2 protein-coding genes are annotated in these 15,720 nt (G+C 44.2%); both read left to right on the top strand.

Annotated features, from left to right (window positions below; genetic code table 11):
- The first annotated feature begins 11 nt into the window (after window positions 1-11).
- Window positions 12-8,720: a type I polyketide synthase gene (locus C5I45_RS12255; protein WP_107994410.1), complete on the top strand. Its 8,709-nt coding sequence runs from the start codon at window positions 12-14 to the stop codon at window positions 8,718-8,720.
- A complete protein-coding gene (locus C5I45_RS12250) occupies window positions 8,713-15,711 on the top strand; it encodes an SDR family NAD(P)-dependent oxidoreductase (RefSeq protein WP_057079990.1) in 6,999 nt (2,332 codons plus the stop codon). Before C5I45_RS12255 ends, C5I45_RS12250 begins: the two co-directional genes overlap by 8 nt.
- Window positions 15,712-15,720: the final 9 nt, after the last annotated feature.

Here is a 15,720-nt window from a genome sequence, read left to right as displayed (position 1 = left end):
TGAAGATTTTTATGAAAGAAGCCCGTCATATTAGAAAAAAAGTACTTTCTGACATAGAAAGCGGCAACATTTCTTTGGAAGAAGGAGTAAAGCGGATACAGCAGCTTGGTTTTCATTCCGCAGGGGTTAACGGACAGGCGATATATTATCAGACGGTCTGGCAGCGGACAGATCTCAGCATTCATGTAAAAGGCGGCCGGCGTGAGGGCAGCCTTTTATTATTTGATAAAAATGAAGATGTGAGTAAAGAACTTGCTGCATTGCATGATACAAGGGTTATTTTGGTTAAGCCGGGGAAAGAGTTTCGAAAAACCGGGGACGGTGTATTTGAAATCGACCCCCGCTCTGAAAAAGATTACATAAACCTGTTAGGATGGCTTATAGAAGAAGAGAAGTCAGATATACGGGAAGCGGTGCATTTATGGTCAGACATGCCGTTTGAAAAAACAGAGAGAGCAATTCGTGAACAATGCGACAGCGGAGTCTATTCTTTGTTTTTATTACAACAGGCGCTCTTCAAAAATAACTGCCGCAAACCGATCAAGCTGTTATATGGATATTTTTCGCACCTTTCCGGAGAACAGCCTCTTTACGCGGCGGCAAGCGGATTTTTGCGGACATTACAGCTGGAAAATCCGTTAATTTCAGCAAAAAGCATTGAAATGGAGCAGTCAATAGCAGCCGTTCACGCAGCTGATATCATACGCAATGAGCTGAGTGATTTCCAGCCTTCAGATGTAGAGATCCGTTATAAAGACATGCAGCGTTATGTCAAACAGCTCAAAACGTATGAACCCGAAAAAAATTCCGGAAGCGGAGATGTGCCGCTGAGAGAAAATGGAGTATATATTATCGCGGGCGGCGCGGGCGGATTAGGATTTACCTTTGCAGAATATTTGGCTTTTCAAACAAAATGCTGCCTTGTTTTAACAGGTAGATCTCCGCTTTCAGATCATATAAGAAAACAGCTGAGGCGATTGGAGGATGCCGGTTCTTCAGCTGTTTATGTTCAGGCTGATATTACCAATAAGGAAGAAGCCGAATATGTAGTCAAAAAAGCCAAAACTTCTTATGGAAAAGTAAACGGGGTCATTCAGGGCGCGGGAATCATCCGGGATTCTTTCCTTCTTAACAAGTCACGAGAGGAATTCGATCAGGTAATCAGACCGAAAGTATTGGGTACGATGTGGCTGAATGATGCTGTTGAGAAAGAAAATCCTGACTTTTTCATTTGCTTCTCCTCTACTTCCGCAGTGTTGGGAAATGTCGGGCAATCTGATTACGCGTTCGGAAACAGTTATATGGATCATTTCATGAATATGCGTTCTGCCCAGCATTCTGATACGATTTCTCTCTCTCTGAACTGGCCGCTGTGGAAAGAAGTCGGCATGCAAGTGGATGAGCGAACGGTAGAGACAATGAAAAAGGCGGGTTTTTATCCTTTAGAAAAAGAAGAAGGTAAAAAAGCGTTTGCCGTCGCATTGTCCTCCGGTTTTTCGCAATTTACTGTATTTTACGGAGATGAGCAAATTGACAATCATGTTCATCAATTATATGAACGAAAAGACAATATTCAGGCAGATGAAGGAACAGGGAGAAATATCGAATCATTTGATTCAGAGAAACTGACAGCTGAAACATCCGATTTTATCATAAAAATAATTGCTGCAGAATTCAGGATGCCTGCGGACAAAATAGATGCAGAAGAGGCATTGGAAAAATACGGACTTGATTCCGTTATGATTATCAATATGACGAATGAGCTTGAAAAACATTTCGGCGCGCTCTCAAAAACGCTGTTATTCGAATATCAGACTGCGGCAGAATTGTCACAGTATTTCGTTGAGGAGCACAGGGATACTCTTCTTCATAAACTCCGGTTAGGAGAAAACGGGAGCGGCACCCCATCTCAGAAGAAAAAAGATAATAAACAGACAGCCGATGTTAACGGGAAACAGAAAATGCAGATGAAAAATCAGGTGCAGCAGGAGAAGTATCATGACAATGATATCGCTATTATCGGTATCAGCGGACGTTACCCGATGGCAAATGATCTTGATACTCTGTGGGAAAACTTATTGAACGGTAAAGACTGTATAACTGAGATACCTGAGGATCGGTGGGATTCGAGGCTGCACTATCAGCCTGCGGCGGGCGACGAAGTAAAAAACCAAAGCAAATGGGGTGGATTTATTGACGATGTGTATCATTTTGATCCGTTGTTCTTTAATATTTCTCCTGCCGAAGCTGAATTAATTGATCCGCAGGAAAGACTGTTTTTAGAGACGGTTTGGCACACCATAGAAGATGCCGGGTACGCAAAGAAAACGCTTGAAAGAAAAAACGTCGGTGTTTTTGCAGGGGTTATGTACGGCCAATATCAGCTGTACAGCGTTGGTCACGAAGCGGCCGTTTCTTCCTCATATGCATCAATCGCAAACCGGGTATCCTACTTCTTTAATTTCAGCGGGCCAAGTATTGCTTTGGACACGATGTGTTCCTCATCATTAACGGCTGTTCATTTTGCCTGTGAAAGTTTAATCAGGAATGAATGTGAAATTGCAATTGCAGGAGGCGTCAATTTATCCATTCATCCTCATAAATATGAACTCCTGACTCAAGGCGGATTTTTATCCAGTGATGGCCGGTGCAGAAGCTTCGGTTCAGGAGGAGACGGCTATGTGCCGGGAGAAGGGACAGGTGCCGTGCTGCTGAAACCGGTAAAAAAGGCTATTGCCGACGGTGATCAGATTTATTCAGTTATTAAGGCAACAGCGATCAACCATGGTGCTAAGACGAATGGATATACCGTGCCGAATCCAAAAGCTCAAAGTGAGGTCATTACGAGAGCCTTAAAAAAAGGATGTATTGATCCAAAAAGCATCAGCTATATAGAAGCTCACGGAACAGGCACCGCGTTAGGAGATCCGATTGAAATCACCGGCCTGACCAAAGCATTTTCAGGTGCCGAACGCGATAAGAAGACATGCGCGATCGGGTCGGTTAAATCAAATATCGGACATCTTGAGGCTGCTGCAGGCATAGCGGGCATTACGAAAGTTATTCTTCAAATGAAACATAAAACGATTGTTCCGTCACTGACTCATTCTGCTGAATTGAATGAGAATATACCGTTTCAAAAAACACCTTTTTATGTACCGGACAGAGCCGAAAAATGGGAGTCATCCGTTCCCAGGCGTGCCGGAATCAGTTCTTTCGGGGCAGGAGGAGCTAATGCCCATGTTATTTTAGAAGAATTTGCGGATGAAGCTATCTCTCCTCTCGCGGCTGAAGAACCTGAACAGCTTTTATTTGTTTTTTCTGCAAAAAATGCCGACAGGCTGGCAGAATATGCAAAACGCGCAAAAGAACAAATAGCAGCCAGAGATTATTCATTAGAAACACTTAGAAATACAGCATTTACTTTACAAACCGGGAGAGAAGAAATGCCGCACAGATTGGCTGTTATCGCCTCCACAAGAGATGAATTGCTTAAAGGGCTGACAGACTATACTCTCGGAAATGCGAGGGATCATATTTTTACAAGCGGCGAAGACACAACAGAAGCTCAAAGGACGAACAAAGCTGAAATTGAAGAAGCAGCCGCAAACAGGGATCTTGTGAAGATTGCTGAATACTGGGTTGGCGGTAATGGAGTAGATTGGCTGTCACTTTATAAAGATGTCACTTTGAGACGGGTATCAGCACCGGGATATCCATTTGCCAAAGAGCTATGCAGAATAGATGCGCAAAATACGGGAAGCACCCGGATGAACGTAAATAACGATCTGCATCCTTATATTTCATGCAATATATCTGATTTTAAAGCCCAGAAGTTTCTTATCAATGTAAGCGATACCGATTTGTATATAAAAACAAAGTATCAAGACAAGGAAATGTTTCCGTTTCTCAGCCAGATTGAAATGGCGAGAGCTGCCGGAGCGATGGCTTCAGGGAATCCGATTATTAAATTAACTGAGCTCTCCTTTAGAGAACCGATGTTACAAAGCGGAAGCAATGAGCAGATCCGGATTGTATTAACCCCGGATAATCAGGGTGCATCGTATTCTATAGAAAAACAGAGCGACTCATCCATTTATTCCTCAGGGCGGCTCAAATTAGAAGGCGGGGCGTACGAGAACGGAAATATTCATCTTGAGCCGTTCCTGTCTCAGGGCGCAGACCGTATACCGTACGAAGCGTTTTATCAGCGGCTTGCCGAATTCGGATACAGCTGCAGTGACAGTCTGAAAGCCGCAGAGCACTGCGTCAGCAGGAACGGACAGGTGCTTTTAAAGATAAAAGCAAAGGCCGGGCCGAAAGGGTGCATAATCAAACCGGAAGTGATTGAGAGCGCATATCAAGCCGTCGTATACCTTGCGGGGGAAAATGCCGGAGAGACCCCGGAAAATATTAAAGAATGTACGATTTTTGATCATGAGACTGAACCCGTTTATGTATATGCAGAACAAACTGAAGAAAGCGATTCGGCTTATGATGTGTATGTATTAGACAATGCCGGCGGGATTTTGATGGAACTGAGCGGGCTGGTTTTTGGCGAAAAGCCTAATAAAAATGTACGTTTTTATGAGCATGAGTGGGATCAAAAAAACCCTCTGATTGAAAAGAAAGATAGGGAGCCAAAAACAATTCTGGTTTTTGCAAAAGATGAAGCATTGGCTGAAGCTCTGACAAATCAATCAGACAGCCGTGTCATTCTCGTCACGCCGGATCAGCGGCAGACCGATCAAAATCTGCTGACATTCTGTATAAACCCGGAAGTGACGTCAGATTATATTCGTTTATTCGAAGAATTGGAGAAAAAGGGGTTTTCTCCTGATGTCATCTTGCACACGGGAGAAACATTTTACGCGGGTGACCGCCTTCTCAGCGGCCTGGAATCAATTTTTTATTTATTAAAAGCCCTGAGCGCCCGCAGTGACGCCTCTCTTTATCTTCATTCTCTGCTTCTTGTTCACTCTTTTAAAGAAGGCATGAATGATCCGTATACGGGCGCTCTTGCAGGCTGTTTAAAAACGGCAAATATGTTGGTGCCATCCGCAGAGAATGTGAAGTCAATCGGTTTTTCAGAACGTATATCAATTGAAAAAATGGCTGAATTTTTTCTTAACGAAATGGTTTCAGGCGTGGAACGGCAGGCGGAAGAAGTTAAATATATAAATGACAAGAGGTATGTTAAGACATTAAAGGAGTATGTATTCAATCATACAGAGCACTCTCATCAGCTGAAACAGAAAGGGATTTACCTCATAACGGGCGGTTTGGGCGGTCTGGGCCTGATTTTTGCAAAATATTTAGCCTCTCAGTATCAAGCAAAATTAGTATTGACGGGAAGATCACCGTTAACAGCTGATAAACGACATAACATTGACCGGCTGCAGGCGCTTGGAGGAGACGCGGTATATTATCAAGCTGATGCCGCAGATCAAAAGACGATGGGATGGGTCATAGAAGAAACGAAACGGACTTGGGGATCCATTCAAGGCGTTATTCATTCAGCTGGTCATGCCGATGATCGGTTATTTACAGAGATGAATCTGACTGATTTTACGGAAGGCATGACTGCTAAAATTGAAGGAACGGTATGCTTAGATGAATTAACGAAAGATGAGCCGCTTGATTTCTTTATCGTATTCTCTTCTATTTCTTCGGTCTTCGGAGATTTTGGACAGGTTAACTATGCGATGGGCAATTATTTTCAAGATCAATATATCAATTGGAGATCCGAACAGAGCAGCCGGCAAGAGAGACAAGGCAAGAGCATTTCGATTAACTGGCCGTTGTGGCGTAAAGGCGGAATGCATTTAAACAAAGAAGCTGAAGACGCATATCTTTCCGCATCCGGGTTTGATTATTTGGAAACGGAAGAAGGGATAGCGGCTTTTGAGACAATTTTGGCAAGTGACTGTCCGCAAATTTCGGTTGTTACCGGGGATGCTGGAACTACACCAGCAAAAAAAGATCTGCCGTATCAAAAAGTAAATACGCTTCCGGTTCGTCAAGAGGAAAGTTCTTATACAGGACCGGATTCTGCAGACAATGTCCTTGAAGAACTGAAGCAAATGGTATCGGAATTATTGAAAATTAACATTGAACAGCTGGATACGGCAGAGAATTTCGGCAATCTCGGCTTTGATTCTATCAGTTTGAAAACATTAGCTGTCAGACTGAATAAAAAATACAAGCTTAAGCTGACACCTGCCGTTTTCTTTACTTACAGCCATATAAAGTCTCTTTCAGAATTTCTAAGCAGTGAACTGCGTACTGTTGCAAAAGGGAATACAGATGCAGAAAAAAACATTTCTGAAAAAAGGAAAGTCGTGCACGCCGGGAAAACCGCAGGGAAAACCGTGAAGCCGCCGCGAAGTTTTCCGTTTGAAAAAAAGACAGCAAGACAGGCTGACCATCATCCGGAGAAGCAGCCGGTTGCCATTATCGGGATGAGTTGTGTTTTTCCGGGAGCAAAAAATGCAGATGAGTTTTGGATCAATTTAATCAATGAAAAAGATTCGATTCAGGAAATTCCCCCGGATCGATGGGATTGGAAAAAATACGCCGAAGGCAAAGGAAGCAGCGAAGTACATTCGAAATGGGGCGGATTTATCACAGATGCCGATAAATTTGATGAGGCGTTTTTCAATATTAATCCGCGGGAAGCAGAACTCATGGATCCTCAGCACAGAATTTATTTGCAGGAAACCTGGAAAGCGATAGAAGATGCGGGTTACAAAGCTTCAAAGCTGTCCGGCAAACATATCGGCGTGTTTACGGGCATTCAATTTAATGATTACCGCCAGCTGCTGATGAGGCATTCGGACGGGGCGCATGCGTTTGCGGGAACCGGAAACAGCCAGGCGCTCATCAGCAATCGTGTATCCCACTATTTTAATTTCAGAGGTCCGAGTGAGTCCATTGATACAGCCTGCTCAAGCAGTCTTGTAGCAATCCACAGAGCTGTGCGCTCGATTCAAAATGGCGAAAGTGAGCTGGCGGTAGCAGGCGGGGTTTCGCTGCTCTTAGATCCAGTCACGCATATGTATACCGATAAACTCGGTATTTTGTCTAGGGACGGCCGGTGTAAGACGTTTGATAAACTTGCCGACGGTTATGTCCGCGGTGAAGGTGCAGCTGTTCTGTTATTGAAACCATTGCAAGCGGCAATGAATGACAGAGACAATATTTACGGAGTCCTGAGAGGAACCGGAGAAAATCACGGAGGAAGATCTGCTTCATTGACCGCTCCGAACCCGGAAGCTCAGGCAGAACTAATAACGTCTGTTTACAAAAATGCCGATATTCCTGTTGATACGATATCTTATATTGAAGCACACGGAACCGGAACAGAACTGGGAGATCCGATTGAGATTGAAGGCTTGAAAAAAGCGTTTGGATCTTTTGAGCCGCATCCAGGAAAGAATCATGACCAATATTGCGGCATCGGTTCAGTAAAAACGAATATCGGTCATTTAGAGCCCGCCTCTGGAATGCCGGGGCTGATTAAAGTATTACTATCCATGAAGTATAAAACATTGCCTGCCACACTTCATGTCAAGGAGCTGAACCCTTACATTCAATTAAGCGGAACACCGTTTCATATTGTCAATAAAACTATGAAGTGGGCCAGATTAAAAGATCGAAAAGGAAATGAAATTCCGCGCCGCGCCGGAGTCAGTTCCTTTGGATTCGGCGGGGCAAATGCTCATGTCATCGTGGAAGAATTTGAATACGGACAAGATAAAGCAGTAACTGCCGAGCGGGATCAAATCATTGTTCTATCGGCCAAAACAAAGGAAAGGCTGATGGTTAAAGCCAAAGAGTTAACAACGTTTTTACATGAAGAACTATCAGTTCAATTCAGTCATCAAGAGGTGCAGGAACGTGATGTGCAAGAGGCGGTTCGGGAAGCGGCAGCGGGTATCCTGCGTTTAGATACCGCAAATATAGATGCAAAGACACCTCTTTCAGAATTCGGATTTGATCCGTTGGCTTATTCCGAATTAATCTCTTATATAAACCAAATGTACGGCACAGAAATATCACTAGATATATTTCAGGAATTAATGACCCTGAGTGAGCTGTGCCGCTATATCAGCAGCGTCCGGAATCGATCAGCTGATAAACCGTATAACGGCAATTTTAGAGAAAAGTCCGGAATCGGTCTTGAAGAAATAGCATATACGCTGCAAACCGGAAGGGAACCATTTGAATGCCGCCTTGCGATCACTTGCTCGAATACCGGAGATCTTCTTGAAAAATTAAACGGTTACATTCAGGGGAGCAGACTGCAAGGTGTTTATGAAGGAAATGTAACGGATTTTGATAGTCTGTACGCTCCTTTATTCGGCGGCCCTGAAGGTCATGCATATGTTCAATCACTGATTCAGCAAAACAAGCCGGCCAAACTGGCTCAGTTGTGGACGATCGGTTGTGAAATCAGCTGGGAAGACTTGTATGAGGAGGAACTCAAACCGGTTAAACGGCCTCTTCCTCTTTATCCTTTCAGCAAGAACAGACATTGGATTCCTTTAAATAAAGATGAAGCGCAGAAGGCTGAGGCTTTCTCGAACACTGAGCTTCACAACTCAAATAAAGATACAGCAGATGGAGAAATCATGTCGCTTCTTGAAAAAGCACAAACAGGTGAGATGAATACGAAAGAGACGTCAGAGCTGATAGAGGAGTTGCTTTTCCATGAATGAAAAAACAATGCAAATTGAGCAAATCGTGAAAAAGGTGAAAGAAGGCAGCCTGACGCGTGAAGAAGGGCTGGAATTAATTAAGAGTTTGGGGAAAACCCATCTATATGAAATGGTATGGGATAGACATGAATTTAAAGGCAGTGAAAAATTCCCGAATACGAAAGAGCCAATTATATTTTTTTGCAAAGACGACAGCATGTATACCGTAATGAAGAGACAGCTTGAAGGCTATGAGGCGCCTTTCATTTACGTGACTTCCGGCGAGCGTTTCGAAGATTGCCGGAACGGTCGTTTTAAAATGAACTTTGCAAATGATGAGGATTATGATGCGCTATGCGGGGTTCTGCGTTCTCAAAATATAAGACCCCGCCATATTATTCATTTTTTAGCTGCCGGGCTCTTCAAAAATACAGAAGATGCAATAAGAAAGCAGCTCAATAAAAGTCTGTTTTCCTTGTTTCAAATGTTTCAGGCCTTCATGGCGAACAAACTTTGTCCGAAAGCAGAAGTTTTGTATCTGTATGAAAATGCCGAGGGCGAGGTTCAGCCCATTTATAATGCGGTTGAAAGTTTTCTTAAGACCGTACAGGCCGAAAATCCGAATTTCACATGTAAGGCTGCAGAGCTGAAATCAATGTTTGACGAGCCGTTTACAAAGCAGCATATTGCAGATGTCATCTCTTTTGAATGGAACAATCAATGCAAGACGGACCACTTTACCTGTTATGAGCCGAGGCATTATTATAAAAGGCAGCTTAAAAGAGTAAAAAAAGAAGATGGGGAGAAACATAGTTTCAGTGTAAAAAAGAACGGTGTGTATTTAATTACGGGAGGAGCCGGAGGCCTCGGGTATCTGTTTGCGGAATATCTGGCGAAACAGGCGGAAGTCAAGCTGGTATTAACCGGGCGTTCTCCGGCATCCCGTGAAACGGCGCAAAAATTGAGCGCGCTTGAAAATCTCGGCGCTGAAGCCTTATATGTCCCGGCAGATATTTCAAAGGAAAAAGAGGCGGACGCGTTAATTAAGCACATTAAGCAGACATTCGGGGAATTAAACGGAATTTTGCACAGTGCCGGACTTGTTAAGGATGCATTTATCATAAAAAAAGCGAAAGAAAGCATAGAAGAAGTTATAGCGCCTAAAGTATTCGGAACCGTTTGGCTGGATAAAGCAGCTGAGGAAGAGCCTCTTGATTTCTTCGTTATGTTTTCATCCCTTTCGGCCGTTCTGCCTAATGCGGGTCAGAGCGACTACGCCTTCGCTAACGGATGTATGGACGGATTCACCCAGTATCGAAGCATGAAAGGACGTCCCGGGAAAACACTTTCTATTAATTGGCCTTTATGGGATGCGGGGAATATGACAGTTGGTCCGGCAGAGCTGCAGGCTTTAAGACACACGGGGCTGGAACTTTTATCTGCCCAAGCAGGGCTTGCCGCTTTTCAGGACAGTATGAGCCGTTCTGCTTCTCAGCTGGCTGTTATCAGCGGAGACAAAGATAGAATAAGTGAATTACTCTCAACTGACCATAAAAAGATAGAGACTGTGCCTGAAAACAACAGTCTGCCGCAATTAAATGAAAAAGATCTGAAAAAGCAAACGATCCGTCTATTGACAGAGATCGTCGGTGCGGAAACGGGAAGACCGGCGGACAGCATTTTACCCGAGGATACATTTGACCGTTACGGAATTGATTCTCTAACAATTTTAGGTCTTAACTCCCGTCTCGAAAAGTATTTTGGAAGAGTGTCTAAGACTCTTTTCTTTGAATACAGCAGTGTTGAAGAGCTGTCAGAGTATTTTCTTGAACACTATCAACATGAGTTGAAGAAGGCGTTTTTACCGGCAGCCGAACAGCGAATTGATCATTCGGCGCCGGCGAAACGGGAGAAGCTTTCCGTTTCCCGTATACCATCCGCACCTTCCGAGGAAGATATTGCAATTATCGGTATAGCCGGCCGCTACCCGATGGCGAAGGATGTGGAACAGTTTTGGGAAAATATTTCTTCCGGAAAAGATTGTATAACGGAAATACCGAAAGAGCGCTGGGATTTTCGGAAATATTATCACACAGGTGACAATGCCCGTCATGACAGCAAATGGGGAGGTTTTATAAAAGACGCTGATAAATTCGATCCGCTGTTCTTCTCAATTTCGCCTCGTGATGCCGAGTTAATTGATCCTCAGGAACGGTTATTTTTAGAGACAGCATGGCACACGTTTGAAGATGCGGGTTACACAAAGAAAAAGTTGAAACGGCATAAGACAGGGGTATTTGTCGGCGTCACCTACAGCCACTATCAGTTATTTGCAGCCGGTGCTTCAGATGATGAGGGACGTCAGGCGCTCTTGTCTTCTTATTCGTCTATCGCAAACCGGGTGTCATATTTCTTTGACCTGCACGGACCCAGCCTTGCAATTGATACAATGTGTTCTTCTTCACTTTCTGCTGTTCATTTTGCATGTGAAAGTTTAAAAAGGGGAGAATCCACCCTCGCCATAGCCGGAGGAGTGAATTTATCCTTACACCCGGATAAATATACTTTACTTTCACAAAATCATTTTGTTTCAAGCGATGGGCGCTGCAGAAGCTTTGGAGCGGGAGGAGACGGATATGTGCCGGGAGAAGGAGTCGGGGCCGTTCTTTTGAAATCGCTTTCTGCCGCAAAGGCTGACGGGGACAGGATTTACGGTGTGATTAAGGGAACATCTGTAAATCACGGCGGAAAAACAAATGGATACACTGTGCCAAATCCAGGCGAGCAGGCAAACGTCATCAGTGAAACTCTTGATAAGGCGGGGATTGATGCAGACAGCATAAGTTATATTGAAGCGCATGGCACAGGGACATCTTTGGGAGACCCGATTGAAATTTCAGGTTTAACCAAAGCTTTGCACAGCTCGAAAAGCGATTATCGTTGTGCAATTGGTTCGGTTAAGTCAAATATCGGACACCTAGAGGCCGCGGCGGGAATTGCTTCTATCACAAAAGTGCTGATGCAAATGAAGTATAAACAGCTTGCTCCTTCCCTTCATTCCGATAACTTAAATCCTAATATTGATTTTGAGGAAACACCGTTTTACGTGCAGTCTGAATTGACCGATTGGGAGACGCCGCAAAATCAAGCCAGAAGGTCGGGTATCAGTTCGTTCGGCGCTGGAGGATCTAATGCCCACATTATCATCGAAGAGTACAAGAATGAAGAAAAGATGGAAACGGTACAGAGCAACAAGACGCAAATTATTCTGCTTTCTGCCAAAAATGAAGAACGGCTCAGACTCTTGATTGATGCATATATAAAAGAACTGGAGCCAAAAACGTCACTAGCTGATGCCGCGTACACTTCGCAGACCGGGAGAAACGCTATGGAAGAGCGGCTCGCTGTTGAGGTTAGCAGCATTGACGATCTTCGCGATAAGCTGACGATGTATTTGCGGTCAGATCATAAGTTAAACGGTTTATATAGGGGAAACGCCCGCCGAGGCGCCGGTCAAAAGAATGCCCTGTCAGCCGCTCACTTTGAAAATGCAAGAGATATGGCCATTCACTGGGTGAACGGAGGAGACGTTGAATGGGAAGAGATGTACACTGCGGAATTACCGAAGCTTATTTCTCTTCCTGCATACCCTTTTGAACGGAACAGATATTGGGTGCCTGCCGCAAAAGCAGCACAGAAACAGAAAACAGGTGTACCGCAGAGTCTGCCCCATGCACCGACTGACTTATCATTTGATGTATTAAAAAAATCGTGGAAAAAACAAAAGGCTGCGCCTTCCGCTTTTACGAAAGGACAGGTGATGATCCTGGCTAATAGTGAAAGTGAGCGGCTTGCATTCGAATTGTTTGATTCAGATCCTCTGATTGAACCCGCTGTCATTTGCGCAGATAACTGGGATCATTCGGATGGGGAAGCCAAAAAAACGGCTCTAGCAGTCATAGAAGAAAATCCGGAAATCATCGGCATGATTGACCTGTCAGATTTGCGGAGTAATCAAAACGGGGCACGCACCGGCACAATCGGGAAGCTGATACTGCTGCAGGAAATCATAAAGACACGTAAACAGCTTTTCGTTTTACATGTGACAAGAGGGCTCCAGACATTTCTGAATGACAAGCCGTCATTAGCCGGAGCCGAAACAGCCGGACTATATAAAATGCTGAGCGCGGAGTATCAAAAGATAAAATCAAAAACAATAGATGTAGACGGGCATGTCGGGACTGCGGCGGAACTGAGACAGGTAATCACAGATGAAGCTTGCGCTGACGGGCTGTATAGTGAAATCTGCTACCGGAACGGTGAACGTTATATTCCATACGTCGAGAAATTACATGCGGCGGAAATAAACCGGAAACTATCCGGTCTGCCGGTATGCCGTACGGATCAAACCTTGGTTATTACAGGGGGAACAAGAGGGATCGGAGCAGAACTTGCCAGACATTATGCCGGCAAGGGAGTCAAAAAACTTGTGCTGATGGGAGTAACCGACCTTCCGGAATCTGATAAAATAGCCGGCATGTTAGAAGACACCGATGAAAAGTCACCTCTTTTTTCGAAATTACAACTGCTGCATGAGTTGGATCAAAAGGGAGTTCAGGTGGAAGTGTATGCAGGGCCGCTCACGGAAAAAGAAAAATTACATCGCTTCTTTTCAGAGGTGCGAATGAAGTTCGGCAAAATCGGCGGGGTGATTCATTGCGCTGGTGCAGCCAATCATTCGAATCCGGCTTTTATTCATAAATCTGATCAAGAAATAAGAGAAGTATTTGAGCCAAAGGTGCAGGGGATGCAAGTACTTCATGACGTTTTTATTGATGACGAACTTGATTTCTTCATTTTGTTTTCATCTGTTGCGAGCGCTTTTCCTTTATTAGGCGCCGGAACAAGTGACTATGCCGCGGCTAACGCTTTTATGGATTACTTTGCGGCGTATCAGCATGCAGCCGGCAAAACATATTATCAATCAATTAACTGGCCGAGCTGGAAGGACATTGGGATGGGCGAGGTGACAAGTCCATCATATCAGGCACTCGGTTTACTTTCACACTCAACAGAAACAGGTATTTCCATGCTGGATGAAATCATGACGATAAACGGATATCCATGCCTTATACCGGCAAAGACACATCCGGAGAAATTCAAGCTGCAGCAGCTGCTTCAGACAAGAATTCAAGCTGCTAAAAATAACCCGGATGCTGAGGAAAAAGTGGTCTCTGGTCATGGAGACAATGAAGCTATGATCAGGAAGTTAATGGAGATTTTTTCCGCGGAGCTGAAAATACCTTACGGGAATTTAGATCAGGATACGTCTTTTGCGGATTACGGAGTTGATTCAATCTTACTGGTTCAGCTTGTCAAAAAAGCGGAAGAAGCATTTCAAATAAAAATTGAACCTTCGGCTTTTCTGGAGTATCCGAGTTTTTCACAACTGGGCGTCTATTTGAACGAGTTATTTGCAAGTGAGGGGATCAGTCCTCAAATTGATTCAGAAAACATTGAGGTTCGGAATAAAGAGCAACATATAAATCAAAATGCTCCCGAAGTACGGGACAGCGGATCTCAAATGCAACCAACCAGTCTGAACCAAATCGCAATTATCGGAATGGGCTGTGAGTTTCCGGATGCTCCGGACACAGAAACGTTCTGGAGAAATTTGAAGAAAGGACAAAATAGTGTCCGTGAAGTCCCGGCGTCGCGATGGGATATTTCTTCATACTACTCTGACACCTATGAAAAAGGAAAAAGTATCAGTAAGTGGGGCGGATTTCTTCAAGATATTGAGTCTTTCGATCCCGCGTTTTTTAATATGAACAAAAGTGAGGCATCAGAGCTTGATCCGTTAATCAAAAAATGCCTTGAGGTCAGCGTCCAGACATTGAGAGACGGCGGCTATACAAAGGAAGAAGTATCAAACAAAGAAGTCGGCGTTTTCATCGGTTCGCGCACCGGGACGTTTATGTCCAAAATAGGTTCCCCTTCAAAAAATACGATCGTGGGTATAGGACAAAATTTCATAGGCGCGCATATCTCACACTTTTTTAATCTGAAAGGACCGAATCTGGTTGTAGACACGGCTTGTTCTTCTTCATTGGTCAGCGTCCATCTCGCTTGTCAAAGCCTGATGTCAAAAGAGTCAGATATGGCAATTGCGGGCGGGGTTGACATTTTGCTGGATCAAAAGCCTTACGTCATGCTGAGTGAGGCTCGGGCGCTTTCACCTGAAGGAAAATGTCATACATTTGATGAGAAGGCAGATGGATTTGTACCGGGAGAAGGATGCGGCGCAGTCCTTTTAAAAAGACTTGATGACGCCCTTGCCGAAGGTGACAGAATTTACGCGGTAATTGACTCCTCCGCGGTTAATAATGACGGACAGACAATGGGGATGACAACACCTAATCCGAAAGCGCAAAGCGCAGTGATAAAAAAAGCCCTGAAAAAAGGCGGAATTGATGCAGATACTCTCAGTTATGTCGAAACGCATGGCACCGGTACGATGATAGGAGATCCGATTGAATTAAAAGCGCTGACTGAAGTGTTCCGGGAGGTTACGGAAGAAACGCAATTTTGCGGAGTAGGCAGCGTAAAAACGAATTTCGGACATTTAATGAGCGCAGCGGGGATAGCGAGTATTATAAAGGTTGCCTTATCCATAAAAAATCAGATGCTCCCGCCGACACTACATTGTAAAACGCCAAATCCGCGTTTTAAATTTGATCAGTCGCCTTTCTTTCCGAACACGTCTTTAAAAGAATGGCGTCCCAGAAAAGGGGTTTTGAGAGCCGGAATCAGTTCTTTTGGATTCGGGGGCACGAACGCACATATGATATTGAGCGACAGCCATCTCACGTTAGGATATGGAGAGACAAAAAGACACCCGCTTTCTCCGGTTATATTCAATAAGGAACAATGCTGGATCGACAATGGAGAAGCTCCAGAAAAGGAAGAGTCAGAATTGCTGATTCCTTTACTTGATTTCAAAGAATTATAAAGAAAAGAA

The organism is Bacillus sp. ZY-1-1 (genome assembly GCF_003047165.1).
Classification (GTDB): domain Bacteria; phylum Bacillota; class Bacilli; order Bacillales; family Bacillaceae; genus Bacillus; species Bacillus velezensis.
This window is presented reverse-complemented; position numbering and strand designations above follow the sequence as displayed.

What these genes read in the sequence shown, in the direction of transcription:
- C5I45_RS12255 (WP_107994410.1), top strand. Translation starts at nt 12, where the DNA reads ATGAAAGAAGCCCGTCATATTAGAAAAAAAGTACTTTCTGACATAGAA.
- C5I45_RS12250 (WP_057079990.1), top strand. Translation starts at nt 8,713, where the DNA reads ATGAATGAAAAAACAATGCAAATTGAGCAAATCGTGAAAAAGGTGAAA.